Consider the following 15,013-nt stretch of genomic DNA (forward strand, 5'->3'; position numbering starts at 1 on the left):
GTGTGGGCACGCGCGGCTGACACATTCGTGCCAACCAAGGTTGGCACCTACCAGAGCAACATCGATCTGGCCCCACCCCGAAGGTTGACCCAGCAGGGCAGTACCGCTGCGGCTACGCGAAGTGCTGATAGCCGCCGTCGGCGGCTTCGCCATCCACGTGCACGCCCAGCCCTTCGGCAATACGACCAATCCGGGTGAGCGGCAGGTCCAGCGATTCGGCCAGGTAATGCAGCGCATCGCGCTGGTCGGCGGCGGCGGTGAAGCACAGTTCGTAGTCGTCGCCACCACGCAATGCGCAATCGCGCGCATCGTCGCGGCCGAGCAGCTCACGCAGCGCGTGCGAGATCGGCAGCGAATCGGCATCGACGTGTGCGGCCAGGTTGCTGCGCGTGGCGATGTGGCCCAGGTCGGCCAGCAGGCCGTCGGACACATCCACCGCCGCATGCGCGAAGGCACGCAGGCGCAGGCCGAGGGTCACACGCGGCGTCGGCCGCAGCAGGCGCAGGCGCAGGCTCTCGTAGTCGGCCAGCAACGTGGCGGTGGCCAGGTTCAGCGCGCCCTGCTGCCACAGGCGCAGCGCACCGGCGGCATCGCCCAGCGTGCCGCTCACCCATATGTCATCGCCCACCTGTGCGCGGTCGCGGCGCAGCGCCTGGCCACGCCCGACCTGGCCCATCGCAGTCACCGACAGCGACAGCGGACCGCGCGTGGTGTCGCCGCCGATCAGCGCGATGTCGTGCTGGTCGGCCAGGGCAAAGAAGCCATCGGCGAAGGCCTCGATCCAGTCTTCAGACGCTTCCGGCAGCGACAACGCCAGCGTGCACCACGCCGGCCGCGCGCCCATCGCGGCCAGGTCCGACAGGTTGACCGCCAGGGTCTTCCAGCCGATGTCGAAGGCCGGGGTTTCCACCGGGAAGTGCACGCCGCTGTTGAGCGTGTCGGCGGTAACCACCAGTTGTTCATTGGCACGCGGCTGAAGCAGCGCGGCGTCATCGCCGATGCCGAGCAGGATGTCGTCGCGCTCGAGGGTACGGGCGCGGATGCGGTCGATGAGGGCGAATTCGGCCAGGGACATGGGGCGTTCCCGCTGTTGTACGTGCCGCGCAAGGCGCGGTGGGCGGTAGTGCCGGCCGCTCGCCGGCAACCTCAGGATCCCTGCAGCTGCCGGCCGGCGGCCGGCACTACCACGGGTGGGTCAGTGACCCGATTCGACCTTGCGCCATTCCACGGCGGCACGATCCAGCACGCCGTTGACGTAGGTGTGGCCATGTTCGGAACCGAAGCGCTTGGCCGATTCGATGGCTTCGTTGATCACCACGCGGTACGGCACGTCCAGGCGGTAGCGCAGCTCGTAGCCGGCCAGGCGCAGCACCGCGCGTTCGATCGCGTCCACTTCTTCGATGCCACGGTCCAGGTACGGGCCGAGCGCTTCGTCGATGTCGCGGCGGTTGTCGAGCACACCGTGCAGCAGCGCCTCGAAATACGCCAGGTCGGCGATTTCGCGGGCCTGCTCGTGGGCGAACTGGGCGATCAGCGACTGGGCGTTGCCGCCGGAGATCTGCCAGGCGTAGATGGCCTGCACCGCGCGACGGCGTGCGCGCGAGCGCAGCACCGGATCGACGCCATCGCGGCGGACGGGTTTACCGGAGGGCTTGCCCTGGGTGTTCTTGTTCATGGCAGCTGCTCCAGAAGATTGACCATTTCCAATGCGGCGAGTGCGACTTCCTCGCCCTTGTTGCCGTGGCTGCCGCCTGCGCGGGCCTCGGCGTCTTCAACGCGTTCCACCGCCAGCACGCCGTTCAGCACCGGCACGCCGAAATCCAGCTGCACGCGCATCAAGCCTTCAGCGCAGCGGTCGGCCACGTGCTCGTAATGACGGGTATCGCCACGGATCACGCAGCCCAGGGTGAGGATGGCGGCGTGTTCGTGGGCAGCGGCCAGGCGCGCGGCCACCAGCGGCAGCTCCCAGGCACCCGGCACGCGGATCACGTCGATGTTGGCTTCGGTGATGCCGTTGCCGGCCAGGCTCTGGCGGGCGCCAGCGACCAGCGTGTCGGTGATGCGGGCATTCCAGCGGCTGGCCAGGATGGCGAAGCGCGCCGATTCGGGAGTGCGAAGATCGCCTTCGAAGTGGCTCATATGCGGCTTGGGGGACTCGATAAGGGGGTAATTCTAGCGTGGATGGACCCCGGCCGTGGCTGGCGGGCGCGCAAGGGCGTGCCGACCAACGGTCGGCATCCACCGATGGCAGGGGTCGGCACCCACCGGTAGTGCCGGGCGCTGGCCGGCAAGCCCGGGGATGCGGTTGCCGGCCAGCGGCCGGCACTACCCATTACAGGGTCACCGTCTCCACCACTTCCAGGCCGTACCCGGCCAGGCCGATCTGGCGGCGGGGGGTGCCCAGCACGCGCAGCTTGCCCAGGCCCAGGTCGGACAGGATCTGCGCGCCGGCACCATTGCGGCGCCACTGGCCCACATCCTTGTCCTTGCCCGGCACCACCGGCGCCGGCTGCTGGCGCAGGCGGGCCAGCAGGGCTTCGCCGTCGCGCGGGGCCGACAGCACCACCATCACGCCACTGCCTTCGGCATCGATCGCACGCAGGGCATCGGTGGCGGCCACGCCAAAGTCGTCACGGCGCCAATGCAGCAGGTCAGCCAGCGGATTTTCCACCTGCACGCGTACCAGGGTCGGGGTGTCCGCATCCGGGGTCCCGCGCACCAGCGCGAAATGCATGTCGTGGGCGATGCGGTCGCGGTAGGTCACCAGCTTGAACGGGCCGAACTCGGTGTCGATCTCGCGCTCGTCCACGCGTTCAACGGTCTTTTCGGTGGCCAGGCGGTAGGCGATCAGATCGGCGATGGAGCCCATCTTCAGCCCGTGCTCGCGGGCGAACATTTCCAGCTCCGGGCGGCGCGCCATGCTGCCATCCGGGTTCAGGATCTCCACCAGCACACCGGCCGGCTCCAGCCCGGCCAGCATGGCCAGGTCGACGCCGGCTTCGGTGTGGCCGGCGCGGGTCAGCACGCCGCCCGGCTGGGCGATCAGCGGGAAGATGTGGCCCGGCTGGTGCAGGTCCGATGGCTTGGCATTGGGCTTCACCGCGGTGCGGATGGTGTGCGCGCGGTCATGCGCCGAGATGCCGGTGGTAACGCCCTCGGCAGCCTCGATGCTGACCGTGAAGTTGGTCTGGAACTGGGCGGTATTGGCCTGCACCATCGGCGCCAGGCCCAGATCGGCCGCGCGCGTGCGGGTGAGCGGCAGGCACACCAGGCCACGGCCGTGGGTGACCATGAAATTGATGTCGCTGGCCTTCACCAGCTCGGCGGCCATGATCAGGTCGCCTTCGTTCTCGCGGTCTTCGTCATCGACGATGACCACCATGCGGCCCAGGCGGATGTCTTCCAGGATTTCGGGGATGGGTGCGAAGTTCATGCGCGGGCTCCTTCACCCAACAACCGCTCGACATACCGAGCGACCAGATCGATTTCCAGGTTCACCGCGCTGCCCACGCCGGTAGCGGAAAACGCGGTGTTGGCCACGGTGTGCGGAATGAGGGCGACTTCGAAGCCTTCATCGTCCACTTCGTTGACGGTGAGACTGACGCCATCCACGCAGATCGAGCCCTTCTTGGCGATGTAGCGGCGCAGCGAGGCCGGCGCGGCGAAACGCCAACGCTGGGCACGCGCGTCTTCGTGGATGGACAGCACCTGGCCGAGGCCGTCGACGTGGCCGCTGACCAGATGGCCGCCGAGGCGGTCGGTTGGCCGCATGGCGCGTTCCAGGTTGATGACTGCCCCTTCGCCCAGCTGGCCCAGCGTGGTCAGGCCCAGGGTCTCGGTGGAGGCATCGGCCTGGAAGCTGCTGGCGTCGAATGCGATGACAGTGAGACAGACGCCGTTGATGGCAATGCTCTCGCCCATCTGCACGTTGTCGAACGGCAGATTCCCGACACTGAAGGTGAAGCGGACATCGCCGCCGATGGATTCGCGTGCGGCCAGACGGCCGACGCCTTCGATGATTCCAGTAAACAAGTAACGTTCTCCGCGAAAAGTGAGCGAAAAACGCCGCAAGGCAAACAGGCGCACGCAGGGCATGAGCCCTGTGGCACCGTCTTCTTTCATCCGGACTATGACCGTCGGCTCCGGCATTGGACCGGATCTGCTGACCCCCGGCCGTGGGCCGGGGCGCTCGCGGGCTCGTGCTTGCGCACCTACCGCCGGTGGGGAATTGCACCCCGCCCTGAAGACGTTTGTATACCGGCGAACCGGCGTGACCAGTGTAACAGCCCAGGCTGAACGGGGTCGGATGCCGCAGCTGTGACGGCCGTCGCTCGCAATTTGTAAAACTTTCATTAAAATTCCGCCCTGGACGACATGATGTCGCCACGGGCAGCCGCGACGGCAGGCCCGCCAATGGACTGAAATTCACAGGAATTCCCATGCGCAAGATCCTGATCGTGGCCGCCCTGCTGGCCGCCGCCCCGTTCTCGGCCTCGGCCGACGCCCTTAGCTACACCTACGTCGAAGGCGGTTGGACGCAGGTCAAGGTTGACGACAACGCACTGGACGACCCGAAGGTCGACGGCGGCTACCTGCGTGGTTCGGTCGCGCTGGCTGAACAGGTCTACGTGTTCGGCGGATGGTCGCGTACCAGCAAGACCCGCCACTACGGCGAGGATTCGCTGAAACTGGAACTGAACCAGCCGGAGCTCGGCATCGGCTACCACATGCCATGGACCGACCGCGTGGACTTCACCGCAGATGCCGCCTGGGTTCGCCAGAACGCCGAATCGACCCTGCGCTATGACGGCGTGCGTTACCACGGCAAGGACCACACCAACCTGGGCCGCGTCACCATGGGCATCCGCGGCAAGCCGTCGCGCATGACCGAAGCCTGGGCCAAGGCCGGTTACATGGACGGCGGCAACAACTACAAGGGCACCTGGGTCGGCACCGTCGGCGGCCAGATCAACTTCACCAAGACCTGGGGTCTGGTGGGCGAAATCTCCGGCTACCGCGACGTCACCCAGTACTCGGTTGGCGTGCGCGCCAGCTTCTGATCCAACGATCGCTCCTCGTCGTGCGATCGAACGGGCCCCGCAAGGGGCCCGTTTTTTGTCCGCTGCACACCGTCACCTGGTTGCATCGCGCCATCGAAAGTGTGGGCAGATGCGCTAGGCTTGCGCGCGTCTGGAACAGGAAAACACCGTCATGAAGACCCCCACCCGAACCCTTCTGGCCAGCGTGCTGCTGTGCGCCCCGCTGATTGCCAGCGCAGCACCGGCCCAACTGACGCCCGAGCAGGCCTTCGACCTGTATGCACGCGTGCTGCTGGAAGACGACGCGGCCGCCACGCGCACGCTCAACGACGCACTGAAGCCGGCGTTCGAGGGCCAGGACGCCGTGACCCCGAACCCGGGTGCGCTGGCCAAGGCCTTGGCCGAACCCTGGCAGACGGTACTGGCCAGCACCGGCGCCAAGGTCGACGCTGCGGGCACCGAAGCGCTGTATGCCAAGGCGCTGCGCGATTCGGAGTGCCGCGCGACCAAGAGCGTGATCGAAGACAACGAATACGTTGAAGACCAGAAGCTGGCGCGGATCAGCTACAGCTGCCAGGTGCCCGACCTGGGCAAGGTCCGCCCGCTGTTCGCCGCCAGCCTGGCCGACGATGCCAGCCCGGCCGCGCGCAAGCAGTTCACCGATGCCTATACCCAGGCACTGCAGAGTGGCGCGCGCGTTCCGGCCAGCGGCACCTTCACCCTGTATCCGGCCAAGGACAATGGCTACTGGTACAGCGGCAACTTCGATGATCTGGTGGGCACCGTGGCCGGTGCGCTGGCACCGTTCGAGGACTGGATGCAGGACGCGCAGGCGGCCAACGCGCCGAAGGTGACCGGCGTTCCGGGTTGCGACCTGTTGCTGCAGCAGCACCGCAGCTGCGTGGCGAAGATCGCACCGGACCAGATCGGCGGCGTGGACGCGATGGCCGAGGAACTGAAGGCCAAGGCCCAGGTGAAGTCGGCCGACGAGATGACGCAGGAGTGCAAGTCGCTGCGCCCGATCGCCGAAATGATGTGGACCGACGAGTGCGCGTAAGCCACGTATAGAGCCGAGCCCACGCTCGGCTCATCGTCGCCGACGACAAGGGCGACTGCACTTTCAGAACCGTTGCATGGCCTTGCGCGGCCTGCATGTCAATGCGGTTGCCCTCTTCCACCGGGGCAACCGCATGAAACATCGTACGACGTCGACTACTGTCATGCTGCTGGCGCTGATGGTGTGTGGGCAGGTCGAAGCGTACAGGCCCAAGACCTTCATCATCCGCCCATCGGTTGCCTTCGAGTCGAACCAGCTACGTGACAGGGACATTGATGCACAGCTGAGCGAGAACGACGACTGCTGCGCGTTCCTGCAGTACCACGATCGATGTGCACCGACGGTCCTGCCGGACGAGTACGACGACGGCATCAGCCGCCGCAGACTACGGTCGAAGTCGACAGAGCTGGCGGGGGAAGCGCTCAGTGCCTACTGCCGCGACCTGCACGTGCTGTGGAAGCAGCAGTGAAAGAACAGTGCCCCGCCTACGAAGACGAGGACGAGGACAAGGGCACCTGACGACGCCGGAGATACCGCCATTCCCTCACGGCCGCAGCAGCAGCCGGATGTCCTCGCCGACCTGGCGCTGGTCAACCACCCGCAGGCGGCGTTGCTGGTCCATGGCATCGATGCCGAGGCCGGTCAGCAACGGGCGTCCGCCGTCGCCCAGCAGTGTGGGGGCCTGGTACAGCAGCAGCTCGTCCACCCAGCCGCCGCGCAGCAAGGCACCGGCCAGCGTCGCGCCGGCTTCGGTATGCACTTCGTTGATGCCGCGTTCGGCCAGCAGGGCCAGCACCGCGCCCAGATCCAACCGTCCCTCTGCGCTGGGCACGCTGGCAAATTCTGCGTCCGCCGCATCCGGCGCACTCACCGCCGCATCGTGCAGGTACAGCGTCGGTGCCCCGTCCTCGCGCACGCGACTACATTCGAGCGAACGCAGGCGCGAATCGAGTACCACGCGCAACGGTGGCATCACTTCGGTATCGGCCAGGCGCACGGTCAGCATCGGGTCGTCGGCCAGCACGGTGTCGGCGCCGGTCAGGATTGCACCAGCACGCGCACGCCAGTGCTGCACGTCTTCGCGTGCGGCTGGACCGGTGATCCACTTGGAGCTGCCGTCGGCCATCGCGGTACGCCCATCAAGGCTCGCGGCCAGCTTCACCCGCAACCACGGCCGATTGCGCTCCACGCGTGACAGGAAGCCTTTGTTGAGCTCACGTGCCTGCGTCGCCATCAGTCCTTCGGCGACCTCGATGCCGGCATTGCGCAGCAGATCAAAGCCACCGCCATCGACCTTCGGGAACGGATCGCGCATTGCGGCAACCACGCGCGACACGCCCGCTTCGATCAGCGCCAGTGCACACGGCGGTGTGCGCCCGTAGTGGGCACAGGGCTCCAGAGTGACGTAGGCGGTGGCACCGCGCGCCTCGCTACCGGCCTCGCGCAACGCGAACACTTCGGCGTGCGGTCCACCGGCGCGCTGGTGCCAGCCCTGCCCGACCACGCGTTCGCCATGGGCGATCACGCAGCCGACCATCGGGTTCGGGCGGGTGGTATAGGCAGCGCGCTCGGCCAGGCGCAGCGCGTTGGCCATGTGCAGGTGGTCGAGGACGGAGAACGGGGTGGTCATGCGGCCATGGTAACGCCGCCGGTGTAGATCCACGCCATCGGTGCCAACCAAGGTTGGCACCCACCAGAGCAAAGGAGATCCATGCCATCAGTGCCAACCAAGGTTGACACCCACCAGAGCAAAGGAGATCCATGCCATCAGTGCCAACCAAGGTTGGCACCCACCAGAGCAAAGGAGATCCATGCCATCAGTGCCAACTGAGGTTGGCGCCCACCAGAGCGAAGGAGACCCATGCCATCAGTGCCCACCAAGGTTGGCACCCACCAGGGCAGAGGTGGTCAGCCCTTCTTCTTCTTGGTCAGGGCGATGACATCGCCCAGCAGCTGCAGCTGTTCGGTACTGGACGGCAGGTCGCGTTCAAGCTTCTCGATCTCCTCGCGGAAATCGGCCACGTCCTCGAAGCTGCGGTAGACCGAAGCGAAGCGCACATAGCCGACATGGTCGAGCTTGCGCAGTTCGTTCATGACGAACTCGCCGACCTTGATGGAGGGCACTTCGCGCTCGCCGCTGATGCGCAGCTGGTGGACCACAGCGCGTACTGCCGCTTCGATCTTGTCTTCGGCCACCGCACGCTTCTGCAGCGCGCGGTCGAAGCCAGCACGTACCTTGCGCTGATCGAACGCTTCGCGGGTGCCATCGCTCTTGACGATGGCCGGCAGCTTCAGCTCGACTGTTTCCATGGTGCTGAAGCGCTCGCCGCAGGCTTCGCATTCACGCCGACGGCGGATCGTCGCGCCGTCTTCAGAGACGCGCGAGTCGATGACCCGGGTATCGGCATGTTGGCAGAAGGGGCAATGCATGGAACGCCTGGCTCAGGGAAGTACCTATTGCCACGGTCATGGCAGCGTCGCAAAGGTACCTGAGAAGGGGCCCGGCAGCAAATGCTCTCTGCGCGGAAGTGCCTGCATTTCGGTCGAACCGAGCCTTCTGCGCGGTCAGCGCTGCGCGTTCAAGCGGGTGCCGGCGGCGCCGAGGCCGCGCGCGCCCAACGCAGCCACACCAGATGCCCTGCCATCACCAGCAGCGGTGGGCCCAACAGTAACAAGCCGTTGCCTTCGGCATGCACGGCGATGCCCCACCACAGCGCCAGCCCCAGCGGGGGCAAGGCGGCGAGACCGCCTGCCAGCAGCATCCACCACCAGAGGCGGTGCACGTGCAGCCCGGCACGCCCCTGCATCAGAAAACCCGCGCTGAGCCACAACCAGGCCAGGCAGCCGGCAATGCCGGCCAGGCCCCACAACGGCATCACCGTCACCGAGGCCAGCGTGCCATGACCGAACTGGCCCAGCCCCGTCAGCAGCAGCATCGTCGCTGCGGCACCGCCCACCACCAGGCTGGGCAGGCCAGACAGCACCGCCAGCGCGGTGTACAGGTACTTGAGGCGGCGCTCATCCACGCGGGCCTACACCTCTGATCGCGCCCGGCCGGATGGCTCGCCCAGGGCGTCAGCACGCAGCCGCAGGAGGATCAACGTACCGGTGGGCACCAACAGGGACGGCCCGGCGAACAGCCCGCTGAGCACGGACGAACCCAGCTCGGCGAAGTAATACAGCGCCATCGCCAGCAAGGGCAGGCCTGCCAGCACGCCCAGGCCCAGCAGCAGCCACCAGCGGCGTGATGCCATGTGCAGCCCGCGTGCACCATCGCGCAGCCAGACGATGCTCAGTGCGACCCAGGCCACCAGGCCGGTGATCGCGCAGGATCCCCACGCGAGCATGCCGGCGGCAAACAACAGTTTGTCCGCGTCCAGCGAGACGAGCCCGATCACGCCCATGACCACGGCGATGCAGGCGCCGGCACCGCCGAAGAACAGGCTGGGCAGGCCGAACAGCACCGCCAGTGCGATGTACAGGTACTTGAGGCGGCGCTCATCCATGCGCGGGATTCCTGATGTCGGGGTCAGAGCCCTTCCCTGCGGGAAGGGATCCGCCCCCTGCGTCGATCCGGAAGGCGGGGTCGGATCCCTTTCCGCCAGGAAAGGGCTCTGACCCCGGCCCTGATCAGCCGTAGACCGGGTACTTGCGGCACTGCGCGCTGACGGCATCGCGCACGCGGGCAATGACGGCGTCATCGTTCGGCGCGTCGAGCACGTCGGCGATCCAGTTGGCCAGGTCCACGCAGTCCTGTTCGACGTAGCCACGGGTGGTCACCGCCGGGGTGCCCAGGCGCAGGCCCGAGGTCACGAACGGCGAACGCGGGTCGTTCGGCACCGAGTTCTTGTTGACGGTGATGTGGGCCTTGCCCAGCGCCGCTTCCGCGTCCTTGCCGGACACGTCCTTGCCGATCATGTCGACCAGCATCAGGTGGTTCTGGGTGCCGCCGGAGACGATCTTGTAGCCACGCTCGATCAGCGTATTGGCCATCGCCTGGGCGTTCTTCACCACCTGCTGCTGGTAGGCCTTGAAGCCCGGTTCCAGCGCTTCCTTGAAGGCCACGGCCTTGCCGGCGATGACGTGCATCAGCGGACCGCCCTGGATGCCCGGGAACACGATCGACTGCAGCTTCTTGACCAGGTCTTCGTCGGCGCCCTTGGCGATGATGATGCCGCCACGCGGGCCGCGCAGGGTCTTGTGGGTGGTGGAGGTGACCACGTGGGCGTGCTCGAGCGGGCTCGGGTAGACGCCTGCGGCGACCAGACCGGCAACGTGGGCCATGTCCACGAACAGGTACGCACCGACCTTGTCGGCGATGGCGCGGAAGCGCGCCCAGTCGATCACCTGCGAGTAGGCCGAGAAGCCGGCCACGACCATCTTCGGCTTGTGCTCCAGGGCCAGGCGCTCGACTTCGTCGTAATCGATCAGGCCCTGATCGTTCACACCGTACTGCACGGCGTTGAACAGCTTGCCGGAAGCATTCACCTTGGCGCCGTGGGTGAGGTGGCCGCCGTGGGCCAGGCTCATACCAAGGATGGTGTCACCCGGCTGCAGCAGGGCGAAGTACACGGCCTGGTTGGCCTGCGAACCGCTGTGCGGCTGCACGTTGGCGTAGTCGGCACCAAACAGCTGCTTGAGGCGGTCGATCGCCAGCTGCTCGGCAATGTCCACGTATTCGCAGCCGCCGTAGTAGCGCTTGCCCGGGTAGCCTTCGGCGTACTTGTTGGTCAGCTGGCTGCCCTGGGCTTCCATCACCGCCGGGCTGGTGTAGTTCTCGCTGGCGATCAGCTCGACGTGGTCTTCCTGGCGCTGGGTTTCAGCGGCAATGGCCTTGGCCAGTTCGGGATCGTAGGATTCGATGCGGACGTCACGCGGGAACATCGGGTACTCCAGCAGGCAGGGAAAGGGGTACGGCTCAGCCCTCGATTGTAGCCCCGCACCGGCCCGCTGGGGCCGAAACAGACGGGGCCGGCATCCCCGAAGGAATCCGGCCCCGTATGGTTTCGATTGATGTCGTGGGGTCAGAGCCCTTTCCGTTGGAAAGGGATCCGACCCCAGCCGCGCCCCTCAGCGGCTGCTGAGTACGTACTGGGCGATCACACCGGTCGCGATGGCGACCAGCAGCATGTTGCCGCGGTCATCGCGGATCCACTGGTGCCCGTAGGGCGGGCGACGCAGGTTGTAGCGCGGGTAGTCGTTCACCACGTAGATCGGGCCGCGGTAGTAGTCGCGATAGCGGTGGCCGACCTTCCAGCCATAGCCCGGGCCGTAGGCCGGACGATAGACCACGCGCGGCGGTGCCGGGCGGTAGTAGCGGTCATGGTCGCGGTGCCAGTCGCGGCGGTCGCGTTCCCAGTCGCGCCGGGCCTCGCGGCGGTCGCGTTCCCAGTCACGGCGGTCCTGTCGCCACTCGCGGCGGTCCTCGCGCCACTCGCGGCGGTCGTGGCCGCGGCGGTGGTCGTTGTCGGCGAAGGCGGGAGCCACGGCACCGAGCGCCAGCACAGAGGCCACGGCGCTGGCCATTACTCGATTGATGCGCATGTCAGACCTCTGTTTGGGTGGTGGTGAGCCCATATTGCGCAACCGATCTGAACCGTTTCCGGCTGGAAACGCTTCCCGCTGCAGGACTGTGACGGAGTATTCAGGCCACGGCCAGCCGGCGCCCCTGCGCCGGGCGCGGCCCGGAACCGGTTCCGGCTATAATTGGCGGTATTCCATTCCAGTCTGTGCCCGCTGCCGCAACGGGATGTTCCCGTGACGGGTCGGGTGCAGGGCCGCGCCTACGGAGACCTCATGTCGTCGCAATACATCTACACCATGAACCGCGTGTCCAAGGTGGTCCCGCCCAAGCGGCAGATCATCAAGGACATCTCGCTGTCCTTCTTCCCGGGTGCCAAGATCGGCCTGCTGGGCCTGAACGGCGCCGGCAAGTCCACCGTGCTGAAGATCATGGCCGGCGTGGACACCGATTTCGAGGGCGAGGCCCGCCCGCAGCCGGGCATCAAGGTCGGCTACCTGGCGCAGGAACCGGAACTGGACCCGAACAAGACCGTGCGCGAGTCGGTCGAGGAAGGCGTGGGCGAAGTGCTGCAGGCGCAGGCTGCGCTGGAAGCGGTGTATGCCGCCTACGCCGAGGAAGGTGCCGACTTCGACGCGCTGGCCAAGGAGCAGGAGCGCCTGGAGGCGATCCTGGCCGCCGGTGATGCGCATACCCTGGAAAACCAGCTGGACGTGGCCGCCGATGCGCTCCGCCTGCCGCCGTGGGATGCCAAGATCGCCAACCTGTCCGGTGGTGAAAAGCGCCGCGTGGCGCTGTGCCGCCTGCTGCTGCAGAAGCCGGACATGCTGCTGCTGGACGAACCGACCAACCACCTCGACGCCGAGTCGGTGGAATGGCTGGAACAGTTCCTGGCGCGCTACACCGGCACCGTGGTGGCCGTTACCCACGATCGCTACTTCCTGGACAACGCCGCCGAGTGGATCCTGGAACTGGACCGCGGCCGCGGCATTCCGTGGAAGGGTAACTACACCGAATGGCTGGTGCAGAAGGATGAGCGCCTGAAGCAGGAAGAAAACCAGGAAAAGGCCCGCCAGAAGGCGATCCAGAAGGAGCTGGAGTGGTCGCGCCAGAACGCCAAGGGCGGCCGCTCCAAGGGCAAGGCCCGTCTGGCCCGCCTGGAAGAGCTGCAGTCGCAGGATTACCAGAAGCGCAACGAGACCAACGAAATCTTCATTCCGCCGGGCGAGCGCCTGGGCAACATGGTGATGGAGTTCAAGAACGTCTCCAAGAAGTTCGGCGACCGCCTGCTGATCGACAACCTCTCGATGCTGATTCCGCCGGGCGCGATCGTCGGCATCATCGGCCCGAACGGCGCCGGCAAGTCGACCCTGTTCAAGATGATCACCGGCCAGGAAAAGCCGGATTCGGGCGAGATCGTGATCGGCCCGACCGTGCAGCTGTCCTACGTGGACCAGAGCCGCGACAAGCTGGAAGGCAACCACAACGTCTTCCAGGAAATCGCCGGCGGCCTGGACATCCTCAACATCAACGGCATCGAGATCCAGTCGCGCGCCTACATCGGCCGCTTCAACTTCAAGGGCCAGGACCAGCAGAAGATGGTCGGTTCGCTGTCCGGTGGTGAGCGTGGCCGCCTGCACATGGCCAAGACCCTGCTGCAGGGTGGCAACGTGCTGCTGCTCGACGAACCGTCCAACGACCTGGACATCGAAACCCTGCGTGCGCTGGAAGATGCGCTGCTGGAGTTCCCGGGCAACACCTTCGTCATTTCGCACGACCGCTGGTTCCTGGATCGCATCGCGACCCACATCCTGGCGTTCGAAGGCGACTCGCACGTGGAGTTCTTCCAGGGCAACTACCGCGAGTACGAAGAAGACAAGCGCCGCCGCATGGGCGACGACGCCGCGCCGAAGCGCCTGCGCTTCAAGGCGCTGAAGTAAGGCAACCGGAAAGGCCGCGCTCGCGCGGCCTTTCTCCTTTTTGCAATGTGTACCGACCATGCATGCCGGCCAGCGGCCGGCATCTACCCATGAGCGACCCCATGTCCCTGTTCGAGCGCCTGTTCCAGCTGCAGCAGCACGGCACCACCGTGCGCACCGAACTGCTGGCCGGTGTCACCACCTTCCTGACGATGTCCTACATCGTCTTCGTGAACCCCGAGATCCTCGGCACCACCGGCATGGATGCCGGCGCGGTGTTCGTGGCCACCTGCCTGGCCGCAGCGCTGGGTTCGGCGGTAATGGCGCTGGCCGCCAACTTCCCGGTGGGCATGGCGCCGGGCATGGGCCTGAACGCGTTCTTCGCCTTCACCGTGGTCGGCGCCGCCGGCCTGCCGTGGCAGCAGGCACTGGGTGCGGTGTTCATCTCAGGCCTGGTGTTCCTGGTGCTGTCGCTGACCGGAGTACGCGCGTGGCTGGTATCGGGTATTCCCTCATCGCTGCGCTCGGCCATCGTGGCCGGCATCGGCCTGTTCCTGGCGATCATCGCGCTGCAGAAATCCGGCGTGATTGTCGGCAATGAAGATACGCTGGTGGCACTGGGCCCGTTGAACACGGCGCCGCCGCTGCTGGCACTGGCCGGCTTCCTGCTGATCGCGGTGCTGGAAGCGCGCCGCGTGCGTGGTGCGATCCTGATCGGCATCCTGGCGGTGACCGGCGCCGGCTGGGCATTGGGCGATGTGCAGTACCAGGGCCTGGTTTCGCTGCCGCCGAGCCTGGCGCCGACCTTCCTGCAGCTGGACCTGCCGGGCCTGCTGCACCACGACGGTGGTGCGCCGATCGCCGTATTGCTGCAGGTGGTACTGGTGTTCGTGCTGGTGGAAGTGTTCGATGCCACCGGCACGCTTTATGGCGTGGTCGGCCGCGCCGGCCTGCTGAAACTACCGGGCGCGCAGAAGCGTTTCGGCCGCGCGCTGCTGGCCGACAGCACCGCCATCGTGGCCGGTTCGGTGCTCGGCACCAGCAGCACCACGGCCTTTGCCGAAAGCGCCTCGGGCGTGCAGGTGGGCGGCCGCACCGGCCTGACCGCATTGGTGGTGTCGGCACTGTTCCTGGCCGCGCTGCTGTTCTCGCCGCTGGCGTCGATGGTGCCCAGCTATGCCACCGCGCCGGCGCTGCTGTTCGTGGCCGGCCTGATGCTGCGCGAACTGGTGGAGGTGGACTGGAGCGACCTGACCGAATCGGTGCCGGCCGCGCTGTGTGCGCTGGCAATGCCGTTCACCTACTCCATTGCCAACGGCCTGGCCTTCGGCTTCATCGCCTATGCCGCGCTGAAGGCGGGCACCGGCCGCTGGCGCGAAGTGCATCCGGCGGTGTGGCTGGTGGCGGTGCTGTTCACCCTGCGCTACGCGCTGGAATGACCGTTGTGTGGGGCCAGAGCCCATTGCGATGCAATGGG

At 66.7% G+C, this 15,013-nt stretch carries 16 protein-coding genes and 1 riboswitch; of the genes, 5 read left to right on the forward strand and 11 right to left on the reverse strand.

The features are described 5' to 3' along the window. Positions 1-112: 112 nt before the first annotated feature. From thiL to AC5P68_RS03225, 5 genes are all read right to left on the reverse strand, one after another. A complete protein-coding gene (gene thiL / locus AC5P68_RS03205) occupies positions 113-1,075 on the reverse strand; it encodes a thiamine-phosphate kinase (protein WP_049402384.1) in 963 nt (320 codons plus the stop codon). 120 nt (positions 1,076-1,195) lie between these two features. Beyond that, positions 1,196-1,675: a transcription antitermination factor NusB gene (gene nusB / locus AC5P68_RS03210; protein WP_012479139.1), complete on the reverse strand. Its 480-nt coding sequence runs from the start codon at positions 1,673-1,675 to the stop codon at positions 1,196-1,198. Then, positions 1,672-2,139 (reverse strand): 6,7-dimethyl-8-ribityllumazine synthase, encoded by a 468-nt coding sequence (gene ribH / locus AC5P68_RS03215; protein ID WP_005408061.1) that lies wholly within the window; start codon positions 2,137-2,139, stop codon positions 1,672-1,674. Before ribH ends, nusB begins: the two co-directional genes overlap by 4 nt. 193 nt (positions 2,140-2,332) lie before the next feature. Next, positions 2,333-3,433, reverse strand: coding sequence for a 3,4-dihydroxy-2-butanone-4-phosphate synthase (gene ribB / locus AC5P68_RS03220; RefSeq protein ID WP_033834708.1), 1,101 nt, complete (start codon positions 3,431-3,433; stop codon positions 2,333-2,335). Continuing rightward, positions 3,430-4,032: a riboflavin synthase gene (locus AC5P68_RS03225; protein WP_033834707.1), complete on the reverse strand. Its 603-nt coding sequence runs from the start codon at positions 4,030-4,032 to the stop codon at positions 3,430-3,432. Before AC5P68_RS03225 ends, ribB begins: the two co-directional genes overlap by 4 nt. Before the next feature lie 74 nt (positions 4,033-4,106). After that, a riboswitch (FMN riboswitch) is annotated at positions 4,107-4,252 on the reverse strand. 187 nt (positions 4,253-4,439) lie between these two features. Here AC5P68_RS03225 and AC5P68_RS03230 point away from each other — a divergent pair. The 3 genes from AC5P68_RS03230 (at position 4,440) to AC5P68_RS03240 (ending at position 6,565) form a co-directional block, all read left to right on the forward strand. After that, on the forward strand, positions 4,440-5,060 hold the full coding sequence (locus AC5P68_RS03230; RefSeq protein ID WP_033834706.1) for a hypothetical protein: 621 nt from the start codon (positions 4,440-4,442) through the stop codon (positions 5,058-5,060). 151 nt (positions 5,061-5,211) lie between these two features. Next, positions 5,212-6,096: a hypothetical protein gene (locus AC5P68_RS03235; protein WP_231522714.1), complete on the forward strand. Its 885-nt coding sequence runs from the start codon at positions 5,212-5,214 to the stop codon at positions 6,094-6,096. A 133-nt stretch (positions 6,097-6,229) separates the two neighbouring features. Next, on the forward strand, positions 6,230-6,565 hold the full coding sequence (locus tag AC5P68_RS03240) for a hypothetical protein (RefSeq protein WP_229295554.1): 336 nt from the start codon (positions 6,230-6,232) through the stop codon (positions 6,563-6,565). Positions 6,566-6,640: 75 nt separating this feature from the next. Here AC5P68_RS03240 and ribD read toward each other — a convergent pair whose 3' ends face one another. The 6 genes from ribD to AC5P68_RS03270 form a co-directional block, all read right to left on the reverse strand. After that, positions 6,641-7,726 (reverse strand): bifunctional diaminohydroxyphosphoribosylaminopyrimidine deaminase/5-amino-6-(5-phosphoribosylamino)uracil reductase RibD, encoded by a 1,086-nt coding sequence (gene ribD / locus AC5P68_RS03245; RefSeq protein ID WP_049402416.1) that lies wholly within the window; start codon positions 7,724-7,726, stop codon positions 6,641-6,643. Between the two features lie 278 nt (positions 7,727-8,004). Then, a complete protein-coding gene (nrdR, locus tag AC5P68_RS03250; protein WP_004143350.1) occupies positions 8,005-8,526 on the reverse strand; it encodes a transcriptional regulator NrdR in 522 nt (173 codons plus the stop codon). Positions 8,527-8,675: 149 nt separating this feature from the next. Next, complete coding sequence (locus AC5P68_RS03255; RefSeq protein ID WP_111172559.1) at positions 8,676-9,122, reverse strand: hypothetical protein; 447 nt, start codon at positions 9,120-9,122, stop codon at positions 8,676-8,678. 6 nt (positions 9,123-9,128) lie between these two features. After that, a complete protein-coding gene (locus tag AC5P68_RS03260) occupies positions 9,129-9,602 on the reverse strand; it encodes a hypothetical protein (RefSeq protein ID WP_184013779.1) in 474 nt (157 codons plus the stop codon). Positions 9,603-9,726: 124 nt separating this feature from the next. Beyond that, on the reverse strand, positions 9,727-10,980 hold the full coding sequence (glyA, locus tag AC5P68_RS03265) for a serine hydroxymethyltransferase (protein WP_088436092.1): 1,254 nt from the start codon (positions 10,978-10,980) through the stop codon (positions 9,727-9,729). Positions 10,981-11,166: 186 nt separating this feature from the next. Continuing rightward, positions 11,167-11,640, reverse strand: a complete 474-nt coding sequence (locus AC5P68_RS03270) for an RcnB family protein (protein WP_111188430.1) — start codon at positions 11,638-11,640, stop codon at positions 11,167-11,169. Positions 11,641-11,892: 252 nt separating this feature from the next. Here AC5P68_RS03270 and ettA point away from each other — a divergent pair, with 252 nt between their 5' ends. After that, positions 11,893-13,557: an energy-dependent translational throttle protein EttA gene (ettA, locus tag AC5P68_RS03275; protein ID WP_184013778.1), complete on the forward strand. Its 1,665-nt coding sequence runs from the start codon at positions 11,893-11,895 to the stop codon at positions 13,555-13,557. A 101-nt stretch (positions 13,558-13,658) separates the two neighbouring features. After that, complete coding sequence (locus AC5P68_RS03280; protein ID WP_184013777.1) at positions 13,659-14,975, forward strand: NCS2 family permease; 1,317 nt, start codon at positions 13,659-13,661, stop codon at positions 14,973-14,975. Positions 14,976-15,013: the final 38 nt, after the last annotated feature.

It is taken from the genome of Stenotrophomonas sp. YJH_SMC_58 (assembly GCF_059369635.1).

Excerpts from the sequence above, each read along its gene's own strand:
- thiL (WP_049402384.1), bottom strand. The coding sequence starts at position 1,075 with ATGTCCCTGGCCGAATTCGCCCTCATCGACCGCATCCGCGCCCGTACC.
- nusB (WP_012479139.1), bottom strand. The coding sequence starts at position 1,675 with ATGAACAAGAACACCCAGGGCAAGCCCTCCGGTAAACCCGTCCGCCGC.
- ribH (WP_005408061.1), bottom strand. The coding sequence starts at position 2,139 with ATGAGCCACTTCGAAGGCGATCTTCGCACTCCCGAATCGGCGCGCTTC.
- ribB (WP_033834708.1), bottom strand. The coding sequence starts at position 3,433 with ATGAACTTCGCACCCATCCCCGAAATCCTGGAAGACATCCGCCTGGGC.
- AC5P68_RS03230 (WP_033834706.1), top strand. The coding sequence starts at position 4,440 with ATGCGCAAGATCCTGATCGTGGCCGCCCTGCTGGCCGCCGCCCCGTTC.
- AC5P68_RS03235 (WP_231522714.1), top strand. The coding sequence starts at position 5,212 with ATGAAGACCCCCACCCGAACCCTTCTGGCCAGCGTGCTGCTGTGCGCC.
- AC5P68_RS03240 (WP_229295554.1), top strand. The coding sequence starts at position 6,230 with ATGAAACATCGTACGACGTCGACTACTGTCATGCTGCTGGCGCTGATG.
- ribD (WP_049402416.1), bottom strand. The coding sequence starts at position 7,726 with ATGACCACCCCGTTCTCCGTCCTCGACCACCTGCACATGGCCAACGCG.
- nrdR (WP_004143350.1), bottom strand. The coding sequence starts at position 8,526 with ATGCATTGCCCCTTCTGCCAACATGCCGATACCCGGGTCATCGACTCG.
- AC5P68_RS03260 (WP_184013779.1), bottom strand. The coding sequence starts at position 9,602 with ATGGATGAGCGCCGCCTCAAGTACCTGTACATCGCACTGGCGGTGCTG.
- glyA (WP_088436092.1), bottom strand. The coding sequence starts at position 10,980 with ATGTTCCCGCGTGACGTCCGCATCGAATCCTACGATCCCGAACTGGCC.
- AC5P68_RS03270 (WP_111188430.1), bottom strand. The coding sequence starts at position 11,640 with ATGCGCATCAATCGAGTAATGGCCAGCGCCGTGGCCTCTGTGCTGGCG.
- ettA (WP_184013778.1), top strand. The coding sequence starts at position 11,893 with ATGTCGTCGCAATACATCTACACCATGAACCGCGTGTCCAAGGTGGTC.
- AC5P68_RS03280 (WP_184013777.1), top strand. The coding sequence starts at position 13,659 with ATGTCCCTGTTCGAGCGCCTGTTCCAGCTGCAGCAGCACGGCACCACC.